This window comes from Variovorax sp. Root411, from assembly GCF_001425205.1.
Classification (GTDB): domain Bacteria; phylum Pseudomonadota; class Gammaproteobacteria; order Burkholderiales; family Burkholderiaceae_C; genus Variovorax.
On the sequence record NZ_LMDW01000002.1, the window covers coordinates 58,091 to 84,161 of the forward strand.

The window sequence follows — 26,071 nt, forward strand, 5'->3', positions numbered from 1 at the left end:
CGAAGCGGGGGACATTCGCGAAAAAGGTCACCGCGTCGGCGTGATCGCGCCCCGAACAGCGCCTAAGCAGCCTTCACAATCGGAATCGCGGCACTGCTCATGCCCCGATAGACCTCGGCCTCGCCATGCTTCGCCAGCAACTGCATCAGGTGCTTGCGGATCAGCATGCCGGGCCGGTCCGACTCCATCGAATATTCGACACCTCGCCGACGCGTATCGAGCAGCGCATCGGGGTCGGTCGATTCGAGGATGTCCTTGTCCTCTCGCGTCACAGCTTCGTCGAAGTCGATCAGCATCTGCGCCGTGCAGTCGGCCTCGGTGTCGTTGCGGAACAGCCATTGGCACAGCTGCATGCGGCCGTCGTCGATGGGCGTGAAGCAGTTGATGATGATGTGGCGCACGCCGCTCGGGTACTCGATGTCGAGCCGGCGCGAGAACGGCAGGTAATACGCGTTGCGCATGTGGCGCGTGGTGATCGGGTCGGTCACGCCGCTGATTGCATGGAACTTCGCCGGATTGGCCGCATCGATGACCGTCTCCGCGTAGAAGCCCGACTCGTTCTCCACCAGCTCGTACTTGCTCGGCTTCGGGCTCGCGGCCACGCCGAAGGTGGCGCGGTGCACAAAACTGAAGTGCGAGTTGTCGAAGGAATTCTCCAGCGCGCGCATCGGGCTGGTCTGCCACTCTTCGTAGAACTGGAAGATGGTGCGGTAGCCAGGGTCGTCGAACTCCGCAATGGCCGGGATGTCGGCAATGGGCTCCTCGAGCGCCACCCACGCATAGCCGTAGCGCGCCGTGCAGCGGTAGGCCGTGGTGCGGTACTCGGGCGAGATCTTGCGGTCGGGCTCGTACTGCGGAATGCGGATGACCTGGCCGCTGCGGTCGTAGGTCCAGCCGTGGTAGCCGCACTGGATGGCGCCGGTGCCGCAGGCCCGGCCTTCGCTGTCCACGCACCAGCCTTTCGAGAGCTTGGCGGTACGGTGGCAGCAGCGGTCCCGCAGCGCGGCGGGCTGGCCGTCGGCATCGATGAAGAGAACGATGTCTTCGCCCAGCAGCCTGAACGGCCTGGGGCCGTTGGCCAGTTCGGTGAGCGGCATGACGGCATGCCAGAACTTGCGGAAGACGGGTTGTCGGGTGACGAGCATGCGCGGACTCCTTCGGTGGTCGTGTGGGGACGAACTGAAAGAGCAATTTCCTGCCATCGACGGGAACCGTCGCCTGGCTGAACGCTTCTACTCTGCGCAACCTGCCTTGCAAATTGCGCGCCCGGATTGTGACGCGGCTTCCTGGCCGACGCATCTTTCCTTGCAATGCCCGAGCAAAAGCCCTTGGCATGCGTCGTGCATGACCCTCTGCAAGAGTAGAAGCGTTCAGCAGCGCACGCACCACGAACGTGCGCCCGCCCGGAAATTGCTCTTGAAACGCCCTCTGCATTCTTGCGGAGGGATTCAAGAACCGAAGCTTCCGAGGCCCCACATGCAACGTCGATCCTTCCTCGCGGCCAGCGCCGCCACCCTTGCCGCTCCCGCCGTCTTCGCGCAGGGCGGCGCCAGGCTCACCCCGCTCAAGTTCACCCTCGACTTCCGCATCAACGGCCAGACCGCGCCCTTCTTCCTCGCGCAGACCAAGGGCTACTACAGGGACGAGGGGCTCGACGTGAGCATCGACACCGGCGCCGGCTCGGTCGCCTCCATCACCCGCATCGCCAGCGGCGTCTACCAGCTCGGCCTGGGCGACATCAGCTCGCTGGTCGAGTTCAACGCGCAGAACCCCGGCACGCCGATGGTGCAGGCGGTGTACCAGTACTACAACCGCGCACCGTTCGCGATCATCGGCCGCAAGGACCGCGGCGTGACCGGCGATTTCAAGAGCCTCGCGGGCAAGAAGGTGGCGGCCGCCGCCGTCGAATCGACCCGCCGTGCATGGCCCCTGGTCGCGCGCAAGCAGGGCATGCGCGCCGACGCCTTCCAGTGGCAGACCACCGACTTCAGCGCGCGCGACAACGTGATGGTGCGCGGCGACGTCGATGCCGCCACCTACTTCCACGACTCGGCCGTGTCGCTGTTCGCGCGCATGAAACCCGAGGAACTGTCGGTGCTCAAGTACGCCGACGCGGGCGTCAATCTCTACGGCAACGCGATCCTTGCGAGCAGCAATCTCATCGCGCAGAACCCGAAGGTGGTTGCCGCCTTCCTGCGCGCGAGCAACCGCGCCATCGTCGAGACTTTTTCCAATCCGGCGCCGAGCATCGCGGCCATGCGCCAGCGCGAGCCCATCCTCGATGAGAAAATCGAACTCGAGCGCTGGGGCATCACCGCGCAGTACGTGGGCGCGGCCGACACGCGCGATCATGGCCTCGGCGACATCCGGAAGCTCCTGCTCGAACAGCAGGTCGACGAAGTGGCCGATGTCTTCGGCCTCAAGATCAAGCCCGCGTCCGACGCCATCTTCAATACTTCGATGCTTCCATTGCGCAGCGAACGCTCCCTTTCCAAAGCATGAATTTCCACAGCGACACCCATACCATCGACTATCCCGCCGAAACTGCACTCGAAGAACGCGATGGCCGCTACCTGCGCAAGGCCATCGTCTGGTCGCACGCGGCGCGCCGCCGGGGCAACCGCCCCTTCGGCTCGGTCATCGTCTCAGCCGCTGGCGAGGTGCTGGCAGAAGCCGGCAACAGCAATGCCGAGACCGGCGACTGCACGGCGCATGCAGAAATCAATGCGCTGCGCGCGCTGGCCGGGCGCAAGCTCTCGCGCGAGGAACTCGCGGGCGCCACGCTCTATGCCTCGGGCGAGCCCTGCGTGATGTGCGCGGGCGCGATCTTCTGGTCGAACATCGGCCGCGTGGTGTTCGGCATCGACGCCGAGCGCCTGCGCGTGTTCCGCGGCGAGCGGCAGGACCAGCGCGATGCCGAGCTTTCGTGCCGCGATGTGTTCCGCGCGTCGCCGCATCCGATCGAATGCATCGGGCCGGCGCTGATCGACGAAGCGAGTGCCGCCCACGACGGCGCCTGGAAATAGGACTCGCCCCCAGGCTGCGCGCACTCCGCGTCGCTGCGCCAACCCCCTACCGGGGGCAACACCTGCGGCCCGGCAAAGCCGGTTCCGCGGTGTTCCACGAAAAATCCGATTGGCCGACACGCTCTAGACTCTCTCGATGCCCTGGCACGCCCGTCTCCATCTCGACTACAAACAAGAAGCCGCCCGCACCGTCGCCCGCTTTCGCCACGACGGCCCGTTGCGCATCCTGCAGAGCCTGTACCCCGAGGGCGACGCCATCTGCCACAACGTGCTCGTGCATCCGCCGGGCGGCCTGGTGGGCGGCGACACGCTCGACATCGACATCGAGGCCGCCGACGGCAGCCATGGCCTGATCACCACGCCCGGCGCCTCGCGCTTCTACCGCTCCGAGGGCGAGCTGGCGCTGCAGCGCACGCGCATCCGCCTCGCGGCCGGCGCGCGGCTCGAATGGCTGCCGCTCGAAGCCATCTGCTACAGCGGCTGCCAGGCGGAGAACCGGCTTTCCATCGAACTCGAGCCCGGCGCCGAGCTGATCGGCTGGGACGTCACCGCGCTCGGCCTGCCGAATGCCAACCAGCCCTTCGAGCGCGGCAGCTACCTGCAGCACATCGAGCTGCCGGGTGTGTGGCTGGAGCGCGGGCGCATCGACGCGGCCGACCACCGGCTGCTGCAAAGCCCCATCGGCCTCGGCGGCCACCGCTGCATGGCCTCGCTGTTCTTCGTGGCGGGCTCGCCGGTGGCGCGCGCACGTCGCGATGCCCTGCTGGCACAGGCCCGCAGACTGCTCGAAGCGAGCCCCTTGTTCGACAGCGCCGGGGCCACCAGCCCGCATGCCGAAGTGGTCGTGCTGCGCGTGCTGGCGCCCGTGGTCGAGCCCGCGATGCAGTTGCTGCGCCAGGTCTGGCAGGCATGGCGCGGCGAGCTGTGGCAGCTGCCCGCGGCCACGCCGCGCATCTGGGCGACCTGAGCCCGATCTCCGCCCTGGAGGTCAATCTGTAGGCACCGTCTGACGGACAGCCGCTTTGCAAAGGCGCACGCTGCCTCTTTGCCCAGCGGATGACGAGGATCGGCCATGTCTACAGACGACACCCCGGACGCCCACACCCACGCGGAAACGCAGCTTCACCGGCATCTGGCGCGCTTCAACGCCGCACGGCTGAAGTTCGGCAGCCCGTCGCCGCATTGGCAGGACGAGCTCGCCCGTGAGCATGAATGCCGCCTGATCGAAGGCAGGTACCTCGAAGCCCTGCGCGCAACGGTGCGGGTGGCGGCATCGGCCTCAGCCGGCAATGCAGACCATTTCGCCGGCTGGTTCGAGTCGCTCGCGCGCACGGGCCCCGGCCAGCATCACCCGCTGTTCGACTGGCTGGCTCAAGAGGCCACGCTGCCGCAGATGCGTTGGTTCCTCACGCAGGAGGCCGCGGGCGAAGCGGGCTTCGAGGACCTGCTGGCCTACACCCAGGTCAAGCTGCCGCCGCAGCCCAAGCTCGAATGCGCGCGCAACTTCTGGGACGAGATGGGCCACGGCAAGCGCAGCGCCATGCACGGCCAGATGCTGGAGCACATGGTGCGCGAGCTCGACCTGCATCCAGCCATCGACACCACCGTGTGGGAGTCCCTCGCGCTGGCCAACACCATGGTCGGGCTGGCGACCACGCGGCGCTATGCGTACCACGCCATCGGCGCGCTCGGCGTCATCGAGCTCACGGCCCCCGGGCGCGTGAAGCAGGTGGCGACCGGCATGCGCCGCCTGGGCCTGAGCGGCCGTGCGCGCGCCTACTTCGACCTGCATTCGGCGCTCGACGTGTCGCACTCGCGTGCGTGGATCCGCGAGGTGATCCGGCCGCTGGTCGAGGCCGATCCGTCCTGCGGGCAGTTCATCGCCGAGGGCGCGCTGATGCGGCTGGTGTGTGGCGAACGCTGCTTCGCGCGCTACAGCGCCGAGCTGCGGCATGCCGAAGAGGTCGCCGCATGATGAACGCGGCCGGCGTGCTGCGCCAGGTGGCGGCCACGGGCTATCGCTTCACGACCGTCACGCCCTTGACCCACCAGCGCGTGCTCGCGCGGCGCGGGCGCGAACCGGGTGCGACGCTGCGCGACATCTTCGGCTGGAACCTGTCGTTCGAGGCGGGTGCGGTGCCGAAGGCCTTGCTGGCCGACATGGAGCGCGCCGGCATCGTGCGCCGCACGGGCTCGCTGCTGCGCAGCACGGTGCGCATCGCCAGCCTCGGCGACGACCTGTTCTTTCATTCGGCCTATCCGACGGTCGAGGAGAACGCCGTGTTCTTCGGGCCCGACACCCACCGCTTCGCACGCTTCATCCGCAATGCGCTGAGCCCGCGCAAGACACAGCAGCCCCTGCGCGTGCTCGACGTGGGCTGCGGCAGCGGCGCGGGCGGCATTGCGGTGGCGCGTGCGCTGGCGGCCATGGGCACGCCTGCGACCGTTTTGATGAACGACATCAACCCGCTGGCGCTGCAGTACGCCGCCGTCAATGCGGAAGTGGCCGGTATCCCCGTGACGCTCGCGCAGGGCGATGCGCTGTCGGCGGTCGAAGGCGACTTCGACCTCATCGTGTCGAACCCGCCCTACCTCGACGATGCCGCGCAGCGCGCCTACCGCCACGGCGGCGCGCGACTCGGGCGGGCGCTCGGCGTGCGCATCGCAGCCGAGTCGCTGAAGCGGCTGGCGCCGGGCGGACAGCTGCTGCTTTACACCGGCGTGGCAATGGTCGATGGCGAAGACCCGTTCCTTGCCGAGATGCGGCCGCTGCTCGCCGCGCCGGGCTTCGAGTGGTCGTACGCCGAGATCGACCCCGACGTGTTCGGCGAAGAGCTGGAGCGTCCGGTGTATGCGCACATCGACCGCATCGCCGCCGTCGGGCTCGTCGCCACGCGCACAGCGGAGGCCGCGTGAGGGCCGCCGGACTCGACCTTGGCGCCGATACCGCTCGGCTGGCCGTGGTGCGCGAATGCAGCGTGCTGGAGCGCATGCCCAAGTGGCTGATCTGCGTGCCGCTGGTGATGCAGTGGCTGTGGCTGTCGCTGCGCCACGGTGGCGCCACCTTGCCGTCGGCGGCCAATCCGCACCTCACCTCGGGCGGGCTGGTGGGTGAAGGCAAGCTCGAATACTTCCGCGGCATGGGGCCGCTGGCGCGCTCGCTCACGGCCGACTACTGCGCGGTGTTCAACGATGGCACGGCGAACGAAGACGCCCTGCGGCAAACCATGGCCGAGAACGGCCTCGCATTCCCCATCGTCGCCAAGCCCGACCTCGGCCTGTGCGGCTACGGCGTTCGCCTGCTGCCCGACATGGCTGCGCTGCAGTCGTACCTGGCCGTCTTTCCTTCCGGCGAAACGGTCGTGCTGCAACGCTACCTGCCGCAGGAAGGCGAGGCCGGCATCTTCTACGCGCGCGATCCCGTCACCGGCGAGGGCCGCATCATCGGCCTCGCGCTGCGCTACTTCCCGCGCGTGACGGGCGACGGCCGCAGCACCGTGGCCCAGCTCGTGGCGGCCGACGTGCGCGCGCGCCGCATTGCGCGCTCGCCGCGCCACGAATGCAGCGTGCAACCCGACAGCGTGCCAGCGGCCGGGCAGCAGGTGCGGCTGGCCACCATCGGCTCGACCCGCGTCGGCGGGCTGTACCGCGACGGCGCGGCGCTCATCACGCCCGAGCTGGTGCGCGCCATCGACGCCGTCGCGCGCGACATGCCCGACTTCCATTTCGGTCGCTTCGACGTGCGCTATGAAAGCCTGCGCGAACTCGGCGCCGGGCACGGCTTCACCATCATGGAAATCAACGGCGCGGGCTCCGAAGCCATCGAGGCCTGGGACCCCGACATCGGCGTGCTGCAAGGCTTTCGCATGGTCTTCGCCAAGCAGCGGCTGCTGTTCGCGATCGGCGCCGCGCAGCGCAAGGCCGGCGTACGGCCCATCGGCCTGCTCGCACTCGCTCGGCTCAACCGGCGGCAGAACCGCCTGGTCGACCGCTACCCGCCCTCCAACTGAGTCGTTGCCGCATGCACATGGACATCACCGCTTCGCACGCCCTGCCCCGCCGTTCGCTCGCGCCGCTCGCGGCCGCCGCGCCCATGCTGGAAACCCGTTGGGCCGATTGCGAAGAGGACGTGCGCGACGCCCAGCGCCTGCGCTTTCGCGTGTTCGCGCAGGAAATGGGCGCCCACCTCACACCGCCCGAAGGCACGCCGCCCGGACTCGATGTCGACCGCTTCGACGCCTTTTGCGACCACCTGCTGGTGCATGCCGTGGACCCGGTGCACGGCCGCGGCCCGCTCATCGGCACCTACCGCGTGCTGACGCCGGAAGCAGCGCGCCGCGCAGGCGGCTTCTACACCGACACCGAGTTCGACCTGGCGCCGCTCGCGCCGCTGCGCGCGCGGGCGCTGGAGCTTGGCCGCTCGTGCGTGGATGCCGACTGGCGCTCGGGCGGCGTGATCATGGCGCTGTGGGCCGCGCTGGGGCAGTACATGGTCGACCACGCACTCGACACCATGATCGGCTGCGCGAGCATCGGGCTCGACGACCAGGGCCTGGCCGCCGCGCGGCTGTGGCACCGGCTGTGCCGCACGCATCTGGTCGAGCAGCGCTGGCGCGTGGAGCCGCGCGTCGCGCTGCCACTGGACACCGACGCGGAAGCCGATGCCGACAGCGATGCCGCGCCTCCCGCCGCGCCGCCGCTTATCAAGGGCTACCTGCGCTGCGGCGCGCGGCTGCTCGGCCCGCCCGCGCTCGATGTCGCATTCAACACCGCCGACCTGCCGATGATGCTGCGCGTGGGCGACGTGGCGCCGCGCTACCGCCAGCATTTCTTCGGCATGACGACGTAAGTGCACGGGCGCCTGGGATACAGTCCCGCACCTCCTGCCCTCACGCCCCACCGCCAGAGTGAACTTCAGAAAATCCGCCAACAGCCTGGTTGTTCGCCTGCTCATGATGGGCCTTTTGATGGCGGTGGTGGGAACCGCCGGCAGCTACATACAGCTCAGCCGCTTCCTGCGGGAGGAGCTGACCCGATCGGTGGCGGTGCAGCAAACGGCGCTGGCCGCCTACGTGGCGCGCAACGTCGACAACTACCTGGGCGAGCGGTTGTCGTTCCTCGAACGCCTGGCGGCCACCCTGCCGCCGGAACTCCTGACGCAGCCCGACCGGCTGCGGGCATGGCTGGCGGAGCGCAGCACGCTGAGCCCCGTCTTCCCGCTCGGCCTGATGGTCGCGGACGCCACTGGCAAGCGGCTCGACGGCACGGGACAGCTCGCAACGGACGGCTCGGAATTCGCGTCCGCGCGTGCGGGGCGGTCCGCGCCGGGCCGTCCGCGCGCAACACCATCCCGGCACTCGGTCCTGCCCATGGCCGTGCCCGTGCGCAACGCCGCCGGGCAGGTGGCCGCGGTGTTGCTCGGCACGGCGGACCTCTCGGCCGACGGCCTGCTCGACCATCTGCAACGGGGGCGCGTGGGCGAAGCCGGCGGCATCCTGGTAGTGTCACCGCGCGACCGCATCTTCGTGGCCTCGACGGACGTCTCGATGTCCCTCACGCCCACCCCGCCCGACGGTGTGAACCCTCTGCACGACCGCGCCATGGCGGGCTATCGCGGCAGCGGGACGACGCGCAATGCCAAGGGCATCGACGAGATCTCCGCCATCGCATCGGTGCCGAACAGCGGCTGGTTCGTGGTGGCTCGGCTGCCCGCATCGGAAGCGCTGGCCCCGGTGGGGCGCATGCAGACCTTCATCCTGCAGCAACGCGCGCCCGCCGTGGCAGCGGTACTCATCGTGATCGGGCTGATCATGGCGTGGCTGCTGCGGCCGCTGCTGCGCGCCGCCGACCAGGCCGACCGGATGACCCGCGGCGAACTCGCGCTGACGCCGCTGCGGGTGGTGCGCGACGACGAGATCGGGTACCTGACGCAGGCCTTCAACCGGCTGCTGGCCAAGCTGCTCGACAACCAGGAGGCCCTGGCGCGCCTGGCCCACCACGACAGCCTGACCGGCCTGCCCAACCGGAAGCTGCTCGACGAACGGCTCCAGCAGGCGCTGGCACGGGCCAAGCGGCATGCGCGCCAGATGGCCGTGCTCTACCTCGACCTCGACGGATTCAAGAAACTCAACGACACGCTCGGCCACGAGGCGGGCGACAAGGCGCTGCTGGAAATCGCGCAACGGCTGCGGGGCCTGGTGCGGCAGACCGACACGGTGGCGCGCATCGGGGGCGACGAATTCGTGCTGCTGGCCGCCGACTTCGAAAGCTCCGCGGAACATGGCGCGACGACCCTGGCCCAGCGCTGCATCGACGCGATCGCCCGGCCGCTGCAACTGGGGATGGGGCATCGCGACACGGTCATCGGCGTATCGATCGGCATCGCCCTGGGCAACGGCGACGAAACGCCGCGAGACCTGCTCGCCACGGCCGACGCGGCCATGTACCGGGCCAAGCACAGCGGACGCGGCAACCATGCAGTGACGACGACGCGCTGAGCACGGCCTCGTCCGGTGCCGCGCCCCCTACGCCGGCATGTCGGTCCGCGGCAGCCGAAGGTGCTTCTTCAACGTCTCGAACACCTGCCGCGTGACCGGATTCACCACGTGGCTGCGCACATAGAGGTAGTACGCCAGGTCGGGCAGCCGCGGCATGCCGTCGCCCGCGCCCAGCACGCGCAGGCCTGCGTCGAGCTGCTCCACGCCGCGCGCCGTTACGCCAAGCCCGGCGCGCAGTGCGGCCTTGATGCCGATCAGGCTCGACGATGTGTAGCGCGGCGTCCAGGCCACGCCCGCCGCGTCGAGCGCCTCGTGGCCGATGCGGCGGAAGATGCTGGGGCCGTCGGCCATGATCAGCGGCACCGGCTTGCTCGGGTCGTGTACGTAGCTCGCCGCGCACAGCCACACGGTGGGCGAGTTGCGCAGCACCACGCCCTCGAACTGCGCGTCGGCACGGTTGGAGATGATCATGTCGACCTCGCCGCTCTTGAGCGAGGTCATCAGGTAGGGGCTGCGGCCGATGTGGATGTCGAGCTGCAGCAGCGGCGAGGTGCGCGCCACCTCGGTCAGCAGCAGCGGCAGCATGGTCTCGGCCACGTCGTGCGGCGCGCCGATGCGCAGGTTGCCTTCGAGCTGCCCCTGCCGCAGGCTGCGCAGCGCCTCGTCGTTCAGCGCGAGCATGTGGTGCGCATAGGTGAGCAGCCTTTCGCCATGCTCCGTGAGCCGCTTCTGCCGGCCCTGCCTGGCGAACAGAGGTTGGCCGATCTGCTCTTCCAGCCGCTGCATCTGCTGCGTGATGGCCGATTGCGTGCGCCCCAGGTGCACGGCGGCGGCCGCAAAGCTCTGGTGGCTGACGACGGCCGCGAAGGAGCGCAGCAGTTCGAGATCGAGCGTAGGCATACATTAATTTTATTGATGTATTTCGTGCGCCAGCTGGATTGTTGCGTCACGCCTGCGTCACTACAGTGAACGCACACGAAACAGGCAACCCCACTGGAGAACACCGCATGAGCACCCCATCCGAGCAACGCCGCCAGGCCGTCGAGGCGTCCATCGCCGGCATGAAGAAAGCCATTGGCGGCGCTGAACCCACCCGCGAAAAACTCGAAGTGGTGCTCGATTCGCTGCAAGGCCTGGCCGCCCGCACCGAATACTGGGGCGCCGCCGACTTCCCTCCGCCCGAGGCCGGCGAGCACCAAGCCCGCTACCTCATCGCCGAAGACCCCGACCATAGCTATGCGCTGTACCTGAACGTGATGCGCCCGGGCAAGAAGATCGTGCCGCACAACCACACCACCTGGGCCTGCATCGCTGCCGTGGAAGGCACCGAGCACAACCGCGTGTACGAGCGTACCGACGACGGCAGCGTGCCGGGCGTGGGCAGGCTGAAGCAGACGGCTCTGGTCGTCGTCGCGCCGGGCAAGGGCATCGCGCTGATGCCCGAGGACATCCACTCGGTCGAGATCCAGGGCGAGCAGGTCATTCGCCACCTGCACATGTACGGCCGCGCGCTCGAAACGCTGAACCAGCGCACCGCCTACGACCTCGGCGCGGGCACGTACCAGACCATGGGCATCGGCGTGCAGACGCGCCGCTAGCGGCCTTCCATTTCCACTTTCCTTTCATGCGGGCGCGCGCCATGCTCCCGCAGGACTTCACTCGTCCCAACGACCTGCGCCCATGACTTCCTTCATCGACCCGAAGACCCTCAAATCCTGGCTGCACGACGGCGGAGAGATCGCGCTGCTCGACGTGCGCGAGCACGGCCAGTACGGCGAGGCGCACCTGTTCTACGGCATTCCCCTGCCCTTCAGCCGGCTCGAGATCGATGCGCCGCGCCTCGTGCCGCGCCGCGGCGTGCGCGTGGTGGTGTACGACGAAGGCGATGCCGACGTAGCCGAGCGCGCCGCCGCGCGGCTCGCCGTGCTGGGCTACGGCAACGTGCACGTGCTGCAAGGCGGTGCCCGTGGCTGGAAGGCCGCGGGCTACGTGCTCTTCGCGGGCGTCAACCTGCCCTCGAAGACCTTCGGCGAACTGGCCGAGGAGATCTATCACACGCCCCGCGTCAGCGCCGGCCAGCTCGCGGAGATGCTGGCGCGCAAGGACAAGGTGGTGGTGCTCGACGGCCGCCCCGCCAGCGAGTTCCACAAGATGAACATCCCGAGCGCCACCTGCTGCCCCAACGGCGAGCTGGCCTACCGCGTGCGCCGGCTGGTGCCCGACACCACCACGCCCATCGTCATCAACTGCGCGGGCCGCACGCGCAGCATCATCGGCGCGCAGACGCTCATCAACCTCGGGCTGCCCAACCCCGTCTATGCGCTGGAGAATGGCACGCAGGGCTGGTACCTGGGCGATCACACGCTGGAGCACGGCGGCACCCGGCGCTACGCGGACGACAGCGGCAACACCGACCTGCGCCCCGCCGCCAGGGCGCTGGCCGCCCGCTTCGACGTGCCGATGGTGAATGCGCAGGCCGTGCGGCAGTGGGCCGACGACGCCGAGCGCACCCTGTTCCTGTGCGACGTGCGCACGCCGGAAGAATTCGCGGCCGGCAGCCTGCCCGGTGCGCAGCACACGCCGGGCGGCCAGCTGATGCAGGCCGGTGACCAGTACTTCGGCGTGCGCGGCGCACGGCTCGTGCTGTTCGACAACGATGGCGTGCGTGCGCCGACCATCGCGAGCTGGCTGCGGCAGATGGGGCACGACGCGAGCGTGCTCGAAGGCGGTCTGGCGAGCGGGCTGTCGCTCGCGCCTGCCGCCGCGCCTCGCCCGCCCGCGCTGGCCACCATCGATGCGCAGGCGCTCGCCGCGCGCATCGAGCGCAACGAGGTGGCGGTAGTCGACCTGCGCGCCAGCATGCAGTTTCGCGCCGGCCACATCGCGCAGGCCCGCTGGTCGATCCGTCCCCGCCTCGCCGGCGACGTGATGAAGAACGAGACGCGCCAGCTCGTGCTGGTCGCCGACGACGCTGCGCTCGCGGCATGGGCCGCCGCGTCCGAACTCGCAGGCCACTCGCCGGCCCCGCTGCTGCTCTCGGGCGGCATGGCTGCATGGCGCGCCGCCGGCCTGCCCCTCGAGGCCACGCCCGCACTGCCCGCCGACGGCGACTGCATCGACTACCTGTTCTTCGTGCACGACCGCCACGACGGCAACAAGGAAGCCGCGCGCCGCTACCTTGCATGGGAAACCGGCCTCGTCGCGCAGCTCGACGCGCAGGAGCGCGCTGCCTTCCGTCTGCCCGCCGCCGCATCGCACGGCTGACATCCCCGGTTCCGCTTTCCGTTCGTCCTTGTCCGTTCCTATTCCAGGAGTTCCGCCATGCCGTTCGCCAGCCGCATCCCGCACATCGCCCGTTATGCCGTCGCCGCCGCATGGCTCGCGGCGCTCGCACTGCAATCAGCCGCCGCCGAACCGCTGGCGCCACGCAACGGCTTCCCCTCGCAAACAGTGAAGTTCATCTCGCCCTTTCCGCCCGGAGGCGGCAACGATGCAACGGCGCGCCTCGTCACCACACGCCTGCCGGAAATCATGGGACAGGCGGCAGTGGTCGACAACCGCGGCGGCGCAGGCGGCAACATCGGCGCCAAGGCCGTGGCCGACGCCAAGCCCGACGGCTACACCGTGCTCACCTCGCAGGTGTCGATCATGGCCGTGAACCCCACGCTGTACGCGGCGCCGGGCTTCGATCCGATCAAGAACTTCATTCCCATCACGCAGATCAACGCCGCACCGCTCGCGCTGGTGGTGGACGCCAACTCGCCCCTCAAGAGCTTCGCCGACCTCGCGACGAAGGCCAAGGCCAGCCCCGGCAAGGTGACCTATGCGACGCCCGGCAACGGCACGCTGTCGCACCTCGTCGGCGTGGTGCTGGCCAAGGACAACGGCGTGGAGATGACGCACGTGCCCTACAAGGGCGCCGGCCCCGCACTGACCGATCTGCTCGGCGGACAGGTCGACGTGCTGGTCACGTCCACCGCCTCGGTCGCCGGCCTCGTGCAGAACGGCAAGCTGCGCGTGCTCGCCGTGACCAGCCCGCGCCGCATCGGCGTGTTCTCGAAGGTGCCGACACTGGAGGAGCTGGGCTATGCCGGCGCACGCTTCGAAGACTGGTACGGCTTCTTCGCGCCCGCCGGCACGCCGCCGGAACGCGTGGCCTACCTGAACGAAGCCATCGTGCGCACGCTGCACCTGCCCGAGGTGAGCAAGCTCGTGGCCGATGGCGGCAGCGAGGTGGTGGCCAATTCGCCGGAAGCCTTCGCGGCGCAGCTGCGCCAGGACATCGACCGCTGGTCGCGCATCGTCAAGCTTTCCGGCGCACGCGCCGATTGATTGATTGATTGGCGCAACATGGCGGCCTGAACTTTCTTCGCTACACATCACCATGCCCGACTCGCACACCGTCCCCGCCGACCTGACGCTCGACACCCGGCTTACACGCACGGGCAAGACGCCGTCATACGCCGGCGGATCGCCCGTCAACACGCCCCTGGTGCGCGCGAGCACCGTGCTGTTCGACAGCGTGGGCGCGATGCGCGACGCGCGTGCACGGCGCGACGACGAACGCATCTTCAGCTACGGTGCGCGCGGCACGCCGACCACCTTCGCGCTCGAAGACGCGGTGAGCGAACTCGAAGGCGCCCACCGCACACGGCTCTTTCCGACGGGCCTTGCGGCCATCGGCATGGTGCTGCTGTCGTACCTGAAGCCGGGCGACCACGTGCTGATGTCCGACAGCGTGTACGAGCCCACGCGCAATCTCGTGCATTCGTTCCTCGAGCCGTACGGCATCCGCAGTTCGTTCTTTGCGGCGGATGGCAGCGGCATCGAGGACCTGTTCGAACCGAACACGCGGCTCGTGTATGCGGAGTGCCCCGGCTCGCTGGTCTACGAGATGTGCGACCTGCCGAAGCTGGCGGAGTTGGCGCACGCGCGCGGCGCGCTGCTCGCGGCGGACAACACCTGGGGCTCGGGCTGCCAGTACCGCCCGCTCGCGCTGGGCGCCGACATCTCGACCATGGCCGCGACCAAGTACCTTTCGGGCCACTCCGACGTGATGATGGGCACCGTCGCCACGACCGAAGCCGCATGGCGCCCACTGAACGAACGCTGCGATGCGTTCGGCATGACCGTGAGCCCCGACGACGCGTGGCTGGTGCTGCGCGGCATGCGCACGCTGTCGGCGCGGCTGCAGATGCACGAGCGTCACGCGCTGGAGCTGGCGCATTGGCTGCAGGAGCGGCCCGAAGTGGCGACCGTGTTCTGCCCCGCGCTGCCACAGCATCCGGGGCATGACATCTGGAAGCGCGATTGCAGCGGCACGAACGGGCTGCTGTCCATCGAGCTGCAGCCCGGCATCGACAGCGCCGCGGTCGAGCGCCTCGTCGATGCGCTCACCCTGTTCGGGCGTGGCTCGTCATGGGGCGGCTATGAAAGCCTGGTGGCGTGGACCCACATGCGTGCGGCGCGCAGCGTGACGGACTGGAGCGGGCGTGGGGCGGTGGTGCGGTTGCACGTCGGGCTGGAAGCGCCCTCGGACCTGATGGCTGATCTGGAGCGCGGGTTTGCTGCGATGCGAACCCAGCAGCACAGCGCGGACGATCAGGCCCGGTCCGGGCGTTTCGCATAGACCAGCGCCAGCGCGAGCCCCACCACCGCCGCGGCACCGAGCAGCTTCACGGGACTGCTCGTCAGGCTGCGCACGGCTCGCCCGCACGCGGCGCCCCAGCCATCGCGCGCCGGAAACAGCAAGGCGCGTTCATGCGGCGTGAGCGCGCGCAGGGCGCTGGGGTTCTCCTCGTCCTCGAGCACGGCCTGGGACACATCGAGCTGCGTGATGTCGTCGGGATGGCGTGGGAGAGTCGTCGGCTTGCGCATGGTGAAGATCCTTGTAGCGGGATGATCGAGCCTCGAGCTTGCGCTGCCCCGCGGCCTTCGCCCATGCGCGGGCGCAGACGCTGCGAGTAGGCCAACTTCCCGCCTGCAGCGCCGAAATTTGCGAGCCCGGCCACCGGAGACGCATTCATTCGCAAACGTTCGTCCCCGCAGGCGAGGCACGGAGCCGGTTCAGGAAGGTCAGCTGCACCTTCGCAGTCTCGCTGCCCTGCATTGCCGCGCGGCGCATCCACGCCCCTGCCTCGCAGCGGTCGGCCTTCACGGCCGCGCCGTACAGCGTCGGGCCGGTCATCAGCACCATGCCGAGCATCTCCTGCGCCTCGGCATGGCCTTCGGTGGCGGCCTGCCGCAGCTGTTCAAGCATCGAGCGGTAGTCACGGTCGGCCTGTGCTTCGAGGGCCAGCTGGAAGCGTTGCTCCGCCTGCAGCTCGACGCCCGCATCCGACGGATGCGCGGCGCTGAGCGCAGCCACCAGCAACAGCACGCCCGACAGCAGCACACGAAAGCGCAGCGACAGGCCGGTCATCTGGTTGAGTTCGGATGGCATCGATGTTCTCCACGAATAGTGTTGTCGTGGAGGCATCGTCGCGCTGCCGCGCCGAATGGAGAAGCCGGATTTCGCGCAGGCCGCCTCAGCCAAAGACTGAGCCCGCGCCCGTGCCTCAGAACTTCGCGGTCAGCATCACCTGCAATTCGCGCCCGGCCCCCGGCATGATCAGGTTGTCCACGCTACCGTGCCCCGACACGTAGTACTTGCGGTTCGTGATGTTCTTCAGGTTCGCCGAAATCTCGTAGCGCCCGGTCTTGTAGCTCGCAGCCAGGTCTGCCGTGACATAGGAAGGCAGAGTGACGAGGTTGCTCAGCGAGGCATAGCGCGCGGCCACGTAGTTGACGCCGCCGCCCGCGCTCAGACCGTTGCCCAGGTCCTTCATGAGCCACACGAAAGCCGAGTGCCGCGGCGTGAGGGGCGCGATCTTGCCCTGCACCGGCATCGCCGCTCCAACCGGCAACTGCAGCGAACTCACCGTGGCCAGCGACTTGGTCATGCGGCCATCGAGGTACGCATAGCCCGCGCTGATGTCCCAGCGCCCCGGCAGCGCTTGCCGGCCAGCGCCAGCTCCATGCCGTTGGTGCGCTGCGTGCCCACGTTGATCTGCCGTGCGGGATTGGTCGGGTCGGTGTTCTTGATGCCCGAGCGCTCCAGGTTGAACACCGCCGCCGTGAGGTTGAGCGCACCGTCCAGGAAGTCGAGCTTGGCGCCGATCTCCTTGTTCACCGTGATCTCGGGGTCGTTGGCGGTGTTGCTGGCCGACAGCGCGAAGGTCTCGGCCGAAGGCTGGAACGAGCGGCTGTACGACACGTAGTACGACTGCGTTTCGCTCGGCTGCCAGACCACGCCCGCGCGCGGGCTGAACTTGCGATCGGTGCGCGACAGCGGCGCCAGCGTGCGTTCAAACGAGGTGTCCTGCCCGAAAACGTCGTAGCGCCCGCCGACCAGCGCCTTCCACTGCGGTGCCAGGGTGATCTGGTCCTGCGCGTAGAGCGCGGCGGTCTTGAAGCGCGTGTTGCTCGGGATCGCGCTGCTGGCCAGGTAGCTCGCGAGCGGAATCGGCGCGGGTGCGGTTACCGGGTTCAGGATGCTCACGCGTTCGAAGCCGGTGGCCGACGACACGGAATACGCCCGCTTCTCCTGCTGGCCGAACTCCGCACCCAGCAGCCATTCCTGCTTGAAGCCGCCGAGCTCGTTGCGCCATGTGAGGTCGGTCTGGTTGAACCAGCCGCTCTCGTCGCGCAGGATGAAGCCGCGCGTGCGGCCCACGGTCAGGCGAACGGGGTCGGTGGTGCCGCTGGGCAGCGTGTTGTAGCGGTCGAGCGCGTAGCTGGAATAGCGCGTGGTGTTGCGCAGGCTCAGCGTGTCGCTGAAGCGGTGGTTCAGCGTGGCGGTGAACGACTGCACCTTCGTCGTAGTGGTGTCGTCGCGCTTGCCGAAGGCCGAGCCGTAGTAGGTGCCGATGGGCACGTTCACCGGGCGGCCGTTGAGCGCCGGAATGCCGAAGTCGGTGAGCCGCTGGTCGTAGGCGTTGGTGTACTGCAGCAGCAGGTCGGTCTGCGGGCTGAACTTGATGGCCAGCGACGGCGCGATGTTGTAGCGGTCGATGAACTGCTGGTCGCGGTAGCTGCCCGACTTCTCGCGTGCAACGTTGAGGCGAAACGCCATGTTCTCGCCGATGGGCGTGTTGAGGTCGGTGGTGAGCCGCTTGAAGTCGTGCGTGCCGAGGCCGAGCGAGACTTCGCCGAAGGCGCGGTCGAAGACCGGCTTCTTGGTCACGCGGTTGACCAGGCCGCCGGAGGAGCCGCGACCGTACAGCACCGCGGCCGGGCCCTTCAGCACTTCGATGCGCTCGGTGTCCGAGAGGTCGCGGAAGTACAGCGCGTCGTCGCGCACGCCGTCGACGAACCAGTCGGCGATGGCGGTGAAGCCGCGGATCACCACCTGGTCGCGCTGGCCGTCGCCCGCGTTGAACGACACGCCGGGCGCGTTGCGCAGCGCGTCCTGCATCGAGGTCGCGCCCTGGTCGCGCAGCAGCTGCGCCGGCACCACGTTGACCGCCTGCGGAATATCCCGCAGCGGCGCGGAGCCTTTGGTGGCGGTGCTGCCGATGGACGGCGCATAGCCGACGTCCTGCTCGGAGCTGACGGTCACTTCCTTGAGCGTGCTGCCTTCATTGGGGGCACTCTGGGCCTGTGCCGCGCAGTGAGCGGCGGCCAGGGCGGCAACGAACAGGGACGGATGGCGCAGGCGAAAACGCGGCGCGCGAGAACGGACGGACATGGCGAAATTCCCTCAGGGCGATTTGTTCTTGAAATCGCGAAGCGCCACACCGGCTCCCCATCGCTCGGATGGAGAAACCGTGTACGCCCTGCCTGGAGAAAATCTGGGTTGGGTGCCTTCGCCAGCTCGCACCGGCTCGGTGGCCGGGGCTTTGGGCGAAGGGATCGCGTCGCGCGACCGCAGGATTCTAGATGCAGCGACGCGTCAGCAGCAACGCCCCTTGCCGGCCCCGTAGCGCGCCTCCAGCCGCTCCCGGAAGAAGGCCTCGTAGCTCATCGGCGCGCGGTCCGGGTGGGTGGCCGCCATGTGCGTCAGGTAGGCGTCGTAGTCGGGCAGCCCAACCATGAGCCGCAGCGACTGCTTGAGCGAGCGCGCAAAGTAGCGCCCGGCCTCCGGCAATGCGAGGCCCATGGCGTCAGTGCGCGGCCGTTGCGGCAGCGGCGCCCACCGGCTCGAACGGTGTCTCTTTGGTGGTCGGCCGGTTGGCCGCACGCGCCGCGAGGCAGGCCTTGATGCTGTACACCAGCACGCTCAGCACCACGAAGATAAAGAGCGCGCACAGCGCCGCGTCGAGGCGGTCGTTGAACACGATGCGCGACATGGCCTCGGGCGTCTTGGCCGGCGCCACCAACACGCCGTTGGCGATGCCGTCGGTGTACTTGGCCGCATGCGAGAGGAAGCCGATCTTCGGGTCGGCCGAGAAGATCTTCTGCCAGCCTGCCGTGAGCGTGCAGGCCAGCAGCCATGCGGCAGGCGCAATCGCCACCCACGCGTAGCGCTCGCGCTTCATGCGGAACAGCACGACCACGCCCAACAGCAGCGCCACGGCGGCGAGCATCTGGTTCGAGATGCCGAACAGCGGCCACAGCGTGTTGATGCCGCCCAGCGGATCGACCACGCCCTGGTACAGGAAGTAGCCCCAGGCCGCGACGCACAGTGCCGTGGCGACGAGGTTGGCCGGCAGCGAATCGGTGCGCTTGAGCGCGGGCACGAAGCTGCCGAGCAGGTCCTGCAGCATGAAGCGGCCGGCGCGGGTGCCGGCATCCACAGCCGTGAGGATGAACAGCGCCTCGAACAGGATCGCGAAGTGGTACCAGAAAGCCATCATGGCCTGCCCGCCGATCACCTGGTGGAGGATGTGGGCCATGCCCACGGCCAGCGTCGGCGCGCCGCCTGCGCGGCCGAGGATCGTCGTCTCGCCCACGTCCTTCGCGGTCTGCAGCAGCATCTCGGGCGTGATCACGAAGCCCCAGCTCGACACCGTGGCCGCCACCTGCTGCGCGGTCGTTCCGACCAGCGCGCCGGGGCTGTTCATCGCGAAGTAGATGCCCGGCTCGATGCACGATGCGGCCACCAGCGCCATCACCGCGACGAACGATTCGGCCAGCATGCCGCCGTAGCCGATGAAGCGCGCATGGCGCTCGTTGTCGAGCATCTTGGGCGTGGTGCCCGAAGAGATCAGCGCGTGGAAGCCCGAGACGGCGCCGCAGGCGATGGTGATGAACAGGAACGGGAACAGGCTGCCCGACCACACCGGGCCGTTGCCTTGCGCGAACTGCGTGATGGACGGCATCTGCAGCGTCGGCATCACGAACACGATGCCGATGGCCAGCGCGATGATGGTGCCGATCTTCAAAAAGGTGGAGAGGTAGTCGCGCGGCGCCAGCAGCAGCCACACCGGCAGGCTCGCGGCGATGAAGCCGTAGCCCACCAGCATCCACGTGAGCGCCTTGCCGTCGAAGGTGAAGAGCGGTGCCCACTCGGGGTTCTGGCTCACGGCCTGGCCGCCGAAGATGGCCAGCATCAACAGCACGAAGCCGATCAGCGACACCTCGCCGATGCGCCCCGGGCGGATGTAGCGCAGGTACACGCCCATGAAGAGCGCCACCGGAATCGTCGCGGCCACCGTGAAGGTGCCCCACGGCGATTCGGCCAGCGCCTTCACCACGATCAGCGCCAGCACCGCGAGGATGATGATCATGATCATGAAGGTGCCGAACAGCGCGATCATGCCGGGCACCACGCCCATCTCCTGCTTGACGAGGTCGCCGAGCGAGCGGCCGTCGCGCCGCGTGGAGATGAACAGAATGATGAAGTCCTGCACCGCACCGGCGAACACCACGCCCGCCAGGATCCACAGCAGCCCGGGCAGGTAGCCCATCTGCGCCGCCAGCACCGGCCCCACCAGCGGACCCGCGCCCGCGATGGCCGCGAAGTGGTGACCGAACAGCACGTTCTTGTCGGTCGGCACGTAGTCCAGGCCGTCGTTGTGGCGGTGTGCCGGCGTCTTGCGGTTGCCGTCCAGGCCCAGCACCTTGTCGGCGATGAAGAGGCTGTAGTAGCGGTAGGCGATCAGGTAGGTGCAGATCGCGGCGGCCACCACCCAGAGGGCGTTGACGCTTTCGCCACGGGTCAGGGCCACCGTGCCGAGCGCGAATGCGCCGACCACGGCCACGACCAGCCACACCAGGTGGCGTCGGATGCTGTGCATGCGGATGTCTCCTTTTATTGAACCCGAGGAGTTTTGCCGGGCCGCGGCGCGGGCGCATCCGTCTCAATGCGTGGAGCGCATGCGTGGCTTTGCGTAATGGAAAACCCGGGTACGGCAGGCGCCGTCCCGCAGTGCAATGCCTGCGGGCCTACACGCAGGAACCGGACCAGGCGCGAACATGTGAGCCCTCATCAGGACGCGATCAGGGGGCGAAAGAATCAAAGCCATGGACACACAACCACGCTGCTGCATCGCAGGTGGCGGTCCTGCCGGCATGGTGCTGGGCCTTCTGCTGGCCCGGGCCGGCGTGCCCGTCGTCGTGCTGGAAAAGCATCTCGACTTCCTGCGCGACTTTCGCGGCGACACCGTGCACCCGTCAACGCTCGAGATCCTGCACGAGCTTGGCTTGCTCGATGCCTTCCTGCAGCGCCCGCACGACCGCATCGAGGAACTGCGCGTCACCTTCGAAGGCCGCAGCGTCCCGGTCGCCGACTTCACGCACCTGCCCGCGCACAGCAAGTTTCTCGTGCTGATGCCGCAGTGGGAGTTTCTGGACTTCATGTGCGACGAGGGCCGGCGCTACCCGGGCTTCGAGCTGTGGACCGATGCCGAGGCCATTGGCTTGCTGCAGGACAAGGGACGCGTCAACGGCGTGAAGGTGCGGCGCGGCGGCCGCGCGGGCCAGCCGCAGGATGTCGAGCTGCACGCCTCGCTGGTGGTGGCGGCCGATGGCCGGCACTCCGCGCTGCGCGATGCCGCCGCGCTGCCGCACATCAGCTACGGCGCACCCATCGACGCGCTGTGGATGGCCATTCCCAAGCAGGCCGGCGACCCCTCCACGACCGGGGGCTACATCGCGCGCGGGCGCTTCCTGGCCATGCTGAACCGCGGCGACTACTGGCAATGCGCCTTCGTGATTCCCAAGGGCGGGCACGCCGCGCTGCAGGCCCGGGGCATCGGGGCGTTCCATGAAGAGATCGGAAAGGTCGCCCCCTTTCTCGCCGCCCGGCTGCCATCGGCACTGCCCGGCTGGGACGCCGTGAAGCTGCTCGAAGTGACGGTGGACCGCCTCGAGGCCTGGTCGTGCCGCGGGCTGCTGTGCATCGGCGATGCGGCGCATGCGATGTCGCCGGTGGGCGGCGTCGGCATCAACCTCGCGGTGCAGGACGCCGTGGCCGCCGCGAACCTGCTGGCCCAGGCCCTGGCCGGCACCGCGACCGAGAAGGAGATCGACGCCCTGCTGCCCCAGTTGCAACGCCGCAGGGAATGGCCGGTGCGCGTGACGCAGGCGGCGCAGCGCCTGGTGCAGGACCGCGTGCTGGTGCCCGTGCTCGGCGGCGAGCTGGCGTCCGGTTCCGGCCGCCTGCCGTGGCCCCTGCGGCTGCTGGCGCGCTGGCCGCTGCTGCGCAGGCTGCCGGCGCAGGCCGTGGGCATGGGCGTGCGGCCCGAGCACGTACGGTCGCCGCGGGCGTGATGGAACTGGCATTTCGTTACACAGCCGGGGCCTGGGGAGGCCGACGGGCAGGCCTCTGCGAGAGGTCGCTGTTGTAGACTGCCAGGTTTTTCGATCAGGCGCGTTCAAGCGGTATGGGGCAAGTTTTCAGGCGCACAAGTTTCAACGGCCCGGCGCTCATTCGCTTGCTTTCCCGACTGGCCGGCATCGATGCCCGCGAACCCGCACAACCGACCGCCGACCGACTGAGCCAGTGGTTCGGCTGGACCGATGCCATCTCGCTGTCCGCAGCGCTCGATGGCGCACCGGCGACGACGGTACAGCCCGGCACCCGCGCTCCCCGCAACGCCGAAGAAGGCGAATGCCAGCGCGTGCGAGCCGCACTGGCGAATGCCATCGCCGAAGACAGCACCTTCGGCATCGCCAAGGACGCGACGCCCGAGTTCACCCCGTACCGCCGGCGCTACCTCGCCCGACAACAGGCGATGGAGGCCGGTGTCGGTTCGCTGCGCAGCCGGCTTCGTTCGGCGCTGGCGGCCAAATCGCCGGCCATGGCCCGGCTCGCGTCGGTGGACGTGGTCATGGCACAGGTGCTGGAGGCGCGCGAGCACAGCCTGCTGTCGGCCGTACCCGGGCTGCTCGAAAAGCACTTCGAGCGCTTGCGCAAGGCCGCCGAGACGCCTGACGAAGCAGAGACTGACAGCGGCACCCAGCCCCCCGATGCGTGGCTGGACGTATTCCGCAAAGACGCCCAGGACGTGCTGCTCGCCGAACTGGACTTTCGATTTCAACCGGTCGAAGGGCTGCTCGAAGCCCTTCGCACCCAGGCCACCAGGACCCCATGACCCGCTTCCTTCAATACGCCGTCTTTGTCGCAGGCCTGGCCGTCGTCGGCTGGGTGGGCGCCGGATACATCGGCACGAACCCGCTGGCGCTGGCCGTCACCGCGATCATTGGCGCGTCCTACCTCATGGGCGCGCTGGAGCTGCATCGCTTCCAGCAGGCCACCTCCACATTGACGCAGGCCGTGGCGGACCTCTCCGCCCCGCCCGAGAGCCTCGGCGCATGGCTCGGCCGTCTGCATCCCTCGCTGCAGAACGCGGTGCGCCTGCGCATCGAGGGCGAACGCGTCGGCCTGCCCGGCCCGGCGATGACGCCGTACCTCGCCGGCTTTCTGGTGCTGCTGGGCATGCTGGGCACATTCGTGGGCATGGTGGTCACGCTCAAGGGCACCGGCCTCGCGCTCGAAAGCTCGACCGACCTGCAGACCATCCGCGACTCGCTGTCCGCTCCCGTGAAGGGCCTCGGGCTGGCCTTCGGCACCTCGGTGGCAGGCGTGGCCGCATCGGCCATGCTGGGCCTGGCCTCGGCGCTGAGCCGGCGCGAGCGGCTGCAGGCCGGGCAATTGCTCGACACCCAGATCGCAACCACCCTGCGCGTCTTCTCGCTCACGCATCAGCGTGAGGAATCGTTCAAGCTGCTGCAGCAGCAGGCCCACGCCATGCCCGAGCTGGTCGGCCAGCTGCAGGCCATGATGCTGGCGATGGAACGCCAGAGCCACGCGCTGAACGAACGCCTCGCCACCAGCCAGGACCACTTCCACAGCAAGGCCGAGGCCGTGTACGGCGGCCTCGCCTCTTCCGTCGACCAGTCGCTGAAGCAGAGCCTGACCGAGAGCGCGCGCGTCGCGGGCGCGGCGATCCAGCCGGTCGTCGAAGCCACCATGGCCGGCATCGCGCGCGAGACGGCCACGCTGCACGACACCATCTCGCAGACCGTGCAGCAGCAGCTCGACGGCCTGTCGAGCCGCTTCGAGGCCACCACCACCCGCGTGGCCGATACCTGGAAGACAGCGCTCGCTGAACACCAGCGCACGAGCGAAGCCTTGTCGAAGGACATGCGCGGCTCGCACGATCAATTCGCGCAGACCTTCGAGCAACGCTCCGCCGCGCTGGTGGACACCGTCTCCGCCCGCCTCGAAAGCGCCGTGGGCAACGTGTCGGACACCTGGGGCAGCGCGCTTGCGCAGCATCAGCGCGTGAGCGAAAAACTCTCGGGCGATGCGCACCAGGCCCTGTCGTCGGTCGCCGCCGCCTTCGCGCAGCACGCCGCGTCACTGCTGCACACGGTCGATGGCGCACACGCGAAGCTGCAGACCGACATGGCATCGCGCGACGAGCAACGCCTCGCGGCCTGGACGCAATCGCTCACGGCCATGGCCGCCTCGCTGCAAAAGGAATGGCAGGAAGCCAGCGCACACAACGCGAGCCAGCAGCAACAGCTGCTCGACACCATGGCGCAGGCTGCGCGCGACATGTCGGCCCAGACCGAAGCGCATGCGAAGAACACCGTCGCCGAGATCGCACAGTTGCTGCAGGCGGCTTCGGAAGCTCCACGGGCCGCGGCCGAAATCGTGTCCGAGATGGCATCGCGCGACGAACAGCGCCTGTTGGCGTGGACGCAATCGCTGGCCACCATGGCCGCATCGCTGCAGCAGGAATGGCAGCAGGCCGGCGCGCACAACGCGAGCCAGCAGCAGCAACTGATCGACGCCATGGCGCAAACCGCGCGGGACATGTCGGCCCAGACCGAGGCGCATGCGAAGAACACCGTTGCCGAGATCGCGCAGTTGCTGCAAGCCGCCGCGGAAGCACCGCGCGCCGCAGCCGAGGTTGTCACCGAGCTGCGCCAGAAACTCGCCGACAGCATGACCCGCGACAACGCCATGCTGGAAGAGCGCAGCCGCATCCTCGAAACGCTGGCCACGCTGCTCGACGCCGTGAACCATGCATCCACCGAGCAGCGCGCGGCCATCGACACGCTGGTGTCCGCATCGGCGGACCTGCTGGAGCGCGTGGGCAGCCGCTTCACCGAGAAGGCCGATGCGGAGTCCGAGAAGATGGCCGCCGTTGCCGCGCAGATCACCGGCAGCGCCGTCGAAGTGGCGAGCCTCGGCGAAGCCTTCGGCCTTGCCGTGCAGCTGTTCAGCCAGTCGAACGACAAGCTCGTGGGCCACCTGCAGCGCATCGAAGGCGCGCTGGGCAAGTCCATCACGCGCAGCGACGAGCAATTGGCCTACTACGTTGCGCAGGCGCGCGAAGTCATCGACCTGAGCATCATGTCGCAGAAGCAGATTGTCGAAGACATGCAGCAGATCGCCAGCCGGCAGCAACAGCAGGCACCGGTGGACAGCGAAGCATGATGCGCGAAGACCTCGACGCCGGCTTCGACGAACCGGGTGTGCCGGTGTGGGCGGTGTTCGGCGACCTGATGGCGGGCCTGCTCGGGGCCTTCGTGCTGATCCTCGTGTGCGCGATCGGCATGCAGTTGGAACTTGCGTCCAAGCTGGAGACCGAGGTCAAGCAACGGCAGGCCGAGGCCAAGCGCCGGCAGACGCTGGAGCAAGCCCTCGCGGGGCCGCTCGCGGCCGGCCGCGTGACGCTGAACAACGGCTGCATCGGCATCAGCGGCAGCGTGCTGTTTGCCTTCAACTCCGCGGAGCTTCAGCCCGAAGGCCGGCAACTGCTCAAGAGCCTGGCCGCGCCGCTGAGCGCGTACCTCAAGTCGCGCGACGAGATCCTGATGGTGAGCGGCTTCACCGACGACCGGCAGATGCGCGACAACGCGCGCCAGTTTGCAGACAACTGGGAGCTCTCGGCGCAGCGTGCCTTGACGGTGACGCGGGCGCTGATCGAATCGGGCATACCATCGTCATCGATCTTCGCGGCGGCGTTCGGGTCTGAGCAGGCAGTGGCCTCGAATGCAGATGCCGATGGGCGCTCGAAAAACCGGCGCGTGGAAATGGCGCCTACGCCGAGGCCTTCCAACAACGCCAGCGCAAAGCCCCGTGACTGATCAGGAGACTTGCCTCGACAC

At 68.6% G+C, this 26,071-nt stretch carries 22 protein-coding genes and 1 pseudogene; 16 read left to right on the top strand and 7 right to left on the bottom strand.

Translation table 11 applies throughout. The features are described from left to right. Window positions 1–62 precede the first annotated feature (62 nt). Window positions 63–1,145 carry an aromatic ring-hydroxylating oxygenase subunit alpha gene (locus ASC92_RS06395; protein WP_056512061.1) on the bottom strand — a complete coding sequence of 361 codons (1,083 nt, stop codon included), beginning with the start codon at window positions 1,143–1,145 and terminating at the stop codon, window positions 63–65. Window positions 1,146–1,476: 331 nt separating this feature from the next. Between ASC92_RS06395 and ASC92_RS06400 the strand changes: the two genes are divergently transcribed. From ASC92_RS06400 to ASC92_RS06435, 8 genes are all read left to right on the top strand, one after another. Beyond that, window positions 1,477–2,502 (top strand): ABC transporter substrate-binding protein, encoded by a 1,026-nt coding sequence (locus tag ASC92_RS06400; protein ID WP_056512065.1) that lies wholly within the window; start codon window positions 1,477–1,479, stop codon window positions 2,500–2,502. Further along, window positions 2,499–3,026, top strand: coding sequence for a nucleoside deaminase (locus ASC92_RS06405; protein WP_056512068.1), 528 nt, complete (start codon window positions 2,499–2,501; stop codon window positions 3,024–3,026). Before ASC92_RS06400 ends, ASC92_RS06405 begins: the two co-directional genes overlap by 4 nt. Window positions 3,027–3,162: 136 nt before the next feature. Then, window positions 3,163–3,993, top strand: coding sequence for an urease accessory protein UreD (locus ASC92_RS06410; protein WP_056512071.1), 831 nt, complete (start codon window positions 3,163–3,165; stop codon window positions 3,991–3,993). Between the two features lie 105 nt (window positions 3,994–4,098). Further along, a complete protein-coding gene (locus ASC92_RS06415) occupies window positions 4,099–5,001 on the top strand; it encodes an iron-containing redox enzyme family protein (RefSeq protein ID WP_056512073.1) in 903 nt (300 codons plus the stop codon). Beyond that, a complete protein-coding gene (locus ASC92_RS06420; protein ID WP_056512075.1) occupies window positions 4,998–5,942 on the top strand; it encodes a methyltransferase in 945 nt (314 codons plus the stop codon). The genes ASC92_RS06415 and ASC92_RS06420 overlap by 4 nt, the downstream gene beginning before the upstream one ends. After that, window positions 5,939–7,036, top strand: coding sequence for a hypothetical protein (locus ASC92_RS06425; protein ID WP_056512078.1), 1,098 nt, complete (start codon window positions 5,939–5,941; stop codon window positions 7,034–7,036). Before ASC92_RS06420 ends, ASC92_RS06425 begins: the two co-directional genes overlap by 4 nt. 11 nt (window positions 7,037–7,047) lie before the next feature. After that, window positions 7,048–7,875 (top strand): GNAT family N-acyltransferase, encoded by an 828-nt coding sequence (locus ASC92_RS06430; protein ID WP_157608997.1) that lies wholly within the window; start codon window positions 7,048–7,050, stop codon window positions 7,873–7,875. A gap of 58 nt (window positions 7,876–7,933) precedes the next feature. Beyond that, window positions 7,934–9,523 (top strand): GGDEF domain-containing protein, encoded by a 1,590-nt coding sequence (locus ASC92_RS06435; protein ID WP_235505708.1) that lies wholly within the window; start codon window positions 7,934–7,936, stop codon window positions 9,521–9,523. A gap of 27 nt (window positions 9,524–9,550) precedes the next feature. Here the strand turns inward: ASC92_RS06435 and ASC92_RS06440 are convergent, their stop codons facing one another. Continuing rightward, window positions 9,551–10,423 carry a LysR substrate-binding domain-containing protein gene (locus tag ASC92_RS06440; RefSeq protein WP_056512084.1) on the bottom strand — a complete coding sequence of 291 codons (873 nt, stop codon included), beginning with the start codon at window positions 10,421–10,423 and terminating at the stop codon, window positions 9,551–9,553. A gap of 107 nt (window positions 10,424–10,530) precedes the next feature. Here ASC92_RS06440 and ASC92_RS06445 point away from each other — a divergent pair, with 107 nt between their 5' ends. The 4 genes from ASC92_RS06445 (at window position 10,531) to metC (ending at window position 15,152) form a co-directional block, all read left to right on the top strand. Continuing rightward, the gene (locus tag ASC92_RS06445) at window positions 10,531–11,121 is read left to right on the top strand and encodes a cysteine dioxygenase family protein (RefSeq protein ID WP_056512086.1); all 591 of its coding nucleotides are present in this window, start codon (window positions 10,531–10,533) and stop codon (window positions 11,119–11,121) included. An 82-nt stretch (window positions 11,122–11,203) separates the two neighbouring features. Continuing rightward, window positions 11,204–12,787, top strand: a complete 1,584-nt coding sequence (locus tag ASC92_RS06450) for a rhodanese-like domain-containing protein (RefSeq protein WP_056512089.1) — start codon at window positions 11,204–11,206, stop codon at window positions 12,785–12,787. A gap of 57 nt (window positions 12,788–12,844) precedes the next feature. Beyond that, on the top strand, window positions 12,845–13,855 hold the full coding sequence (locus ASC92_RS06455; protein WP_056512092.1) for a Bug family tripartite tricarboxylate transporter substrate binding protein: 1,011 nt from the start codon (window positions 12,845–12,847) through the stop codon (window positions 13,853–13,855). A 52-nt stretch (window positions 13,856–13,907) separates the two neighbouring features. Continuing rightward, complete coding sequence (gene metC, locus ASC92_RS06460) at window positions 13,908–15,152, top strand: cystathionine beta-lyase (RefSeq protein ID WP_056512095.1); 1,245 nt, start codon at window positions 13,908–13,910, stop codon at window positions 15,150–15,152. On the opposite strand, the gene ASC92_RS06465 is transcribed toward metC, so the two are convergent. The 5 genes and pseudogenes from ASC92_RS06465 to ASC92_RS06485 form a co-directional block, all read right to left on the bottom strand. Continuing rightward, complete coding sequence (locus ASC92_RS06465) at window positions 15,125–15,400, bottom strand: hypothetical protein (protein ID WP_056512096.1); 276 nt, start codon at window positions 15,398–15,400, stop codon at window positions 15,125–15,127. The two genes, metC and ASC92_RS06465, sit on opposite strands and share 28 nt — an antisense overlap. Window positions 15,401–15,545: 145 nt before the next feature. Beyond that, complete coding sequence (locus ASC92_RS06470) at window positions 15,546–15,965, bottom strand: sel1 repeat family protein (protein ID WP_056512099.1); 420 nt, start codon at window positions 15,963–15,965, stop codon at window positions 15,546–15,548. A gap of 115 nt (window positions 15,966–16,080) precedes the next feature. Then, window positions 16,081–18,251, bottom strand: a pseudogene (locus tag ASC92_RS06475) (TonB-dependent receptor). A 204-nt stretch (window positions 18,252–18,455) separates the two neighbouring features. Next, window positions 18,456–18,662: a YbdD/YjiX family protein gene (locus ASC92_RS06480; protein WP_007837269.1), complete on the bottom strand. Its 207-nt coding sequence runs from the start codon at window positions 18,660–18,662 to the stop codon at window positions 18,456–18,458. 4 nt (window positions 18,663–18,666) lie between these two features. Then, window positions 18,667–20,742, bottom strand: a complete 2,076-nt coding sequence (locus ASC92_RS06485) for a carbon starvation CstA family protein (protein ID WP_056512102.1) — start codon at window positions 20,740–20,742, stop codon at window positions 18,667–18,669. 226 nt (window positions 20,743–20,968) lie between these two features. Here ASC92_RS06485 and ASC92_RS06490 point away from each other — a divergent pair, with 226 nt between their 5' ends. From ASC92_RS06490 to ASC92_RS06505, 4 genes are all read left to right on the top strand, one after another. Further along, the gene (locus ASC92_RS06490) at window positions 20,969–22,216 is read left to right on the top strand and encodes an FAD-dependent oxidoreductase (protein WP_056512105.1); all 1,248 of its coding nucleotides are present in this window, start codon (window positions 20,969–20,971) and stop codon (window positions 22,214–22,216) included. Between the two features lie 113 nt (window positions 22,217–22,329). After that, window positions 22,330–23,040, top strand: coding sequence for a DUF3348 domain-containing protein (locus ASC92_RS06495; protein WP_056512108.1), 711 nt, complete (start codon window positions 22,330–22,332; stop codon window positions 23,038–23,040). Further along, on the top strand, window positions 23,037–25,397 hold the full coding sequence (locus tag ASC92_RS06500; RefSeq protein ID WP_056512111.1) for a DUF802 domain-containing protein: 2,361 nt from the start codon (window positions 23,037–23,039) through the stop codon (window positions 25,395–25,397). The genes ASC92_RS06495 and ASC92_RS06500 overlap by 4 nt, the downstream gene beginning before the upstream one ends. Further along, window positions 25,397–26,050, top strand: coding sequence for an OmpA family protein (locus ASC92_RS06505; RefSeq protein ID WP_056512792.1), 654 nt, complete (start codon window positions 25,397–25,399; stop codon window positions 26,048–26,050). Before ASC92_RS06500 ends, ASC92_RS06505 begins: the two co-directional genes overlap by 1 nt. The last annotated feature ends 21 nt before the right edge of the window (window positions 26,051–26,071 follow it).

Excerpts from the sequence above, each read along its gene's own strand:
- ASC92_RS06445 (WP_056512086.1), top strand. The coding sequence starts at position 10,531 with ATGAGCACCCCATCCGAGCAACGCCGCCAGGCCGTCGAGGCGTCCATC.
- ASC92_RS06410 (WP_056512071.1), top strand. The coding sequence starts at position 3,163 with ATGCCCTGGCACGCCCGTCTCCATCTCGACTACAAACAAGAAGCCGCC.
- ASC92_RS06465 (WP_056512096.1), bottom strand. The coding sequence starts at position 15,400 with ATGCGCAAGCCGACGACTCTCCCACGCCATCCCGACGACATCACGCAG.
- ASC92_RS06485 (WP_056512102.1), bottom strand. The coding sequence starts at position 20,742 with ATGCACAGCATCCGACGCCACCTGGTGTGGCTGGTCGTGGCCGTGGTC.
- ASC92_RS06480 (WP_007837269.1), bottom strand. The coding sequence starts at position 18,662 with ATGGGCCTCGCATTGCCGGAGGCCGGGCGCTACTTTGCGCGCTCGCTC.
- ASC92_RS06470 (WP_056512099.1), bottom strand. The coding sequence starts at position 15,965 with ATGCCATCCGAACTCAACCAGATGACCGGCCTGTCGCTGCGCTTTCGT.
- ASC92_RS06415 (WP_056512073.1), top strand. The coding sequence starts at position 4,099 with ATGTCTACAGACGACACCCCGGACGCCCACACCCACGCGGAAACGCAG.
- ASC92_RS06495 (WP_056512108.1), top strand. The coding sequence starts at position 22,330 with ATGGGGCAAGTTTTCAGGCGCACAAGTTTCAACGGCCCGGCGCTCATT.
- ASC92_RS06490 (WP_056512105.1), top strand. The coding sequence starts at position 20,969 with ATGGACACACAACCACGCTGCTGCATCGCAGGTGGCGGTCCTGCCGGC.
- ASC92_RS06450 (WP_056512089.1), top strand. The coding sequence starts at position 11,204 with ATGACTTCCTTCATCGACCCGAAGACCCTCAAATCCTGGCTGCACGAC.
- ASC92_RS06505 (WP_056512792.1), top strand. The coding sequence starts at position 25,397 with ATGCGCGAAGACCTCGACGCCGGCTTCGACGAACCGGGTGTGCCGGTG.
- ASC92_RS06500 (WP_056512111.1), top strand. The coding sequence starts at position 23,037 with ATGACCCGCTTCCTTCAATACGCCGTCTTTGTCGCAGGCCTGGCCGTC.
- metC (WP_056512095.1), top strand. The coding sequence starts at position 13,908 with ATGCCCGACTCGCACACCGTCCCCGCCGACCTGACGCTCGACACCCGG.
- ASC92_RS06400 (WP_056512065.1), top strand. The coding sequence starts at position 1,477 with ATGCAACGTCGATCCTTCCTCGCGGCCAGCGCCGCCACCCTTGCCGCT.
- ASC92_RS06395 (WP_056512061.1), bottom strand. The coding sequence starts at position 1,145 with ATGCTCGTCACCCGACAACCCGTCTTCCGCAAGTTCTGGCATGCCGTC.
- ASC92_RS06430 (WP_157608997.1), top strand. The coding sequence starts at position 7,048 with ATGCACATGGACATCACCGCTTCGCACGCCCTGCCCCGCCGTTCGCTC.
- ASC92_RS06420 (WP_056512075.1), top strand. The coding sequence starts at position 4,998 with ATGATGAACGCGGCCGGCGTGCTGCGCCAGGTGGCGGCCACGGGCTAT.
- ASC92_RS06455 (WP_056512092.1), top strand. The coding sequence starts at position 12,845 with ATGCCGTTCGCCAGCCGCATCCCGCACATCGCCCGTTATGCCGTCGCC.
- ASC92_RS06440 (WP_056512084.1), bottom strand. The coding sequence starts at position 10,423 with ATGCCTACGCTCGATCTCGAACTGCTGCGCTCCTTCGCGGCCGTCGTC.
- ASC92_RS06405 (WP_056512068.1), top strand. The coding sequence starts at position 2,499 with ATGAATTTCCACAGCGACACCCATACCATCGACTATCCCGCCGAAACT.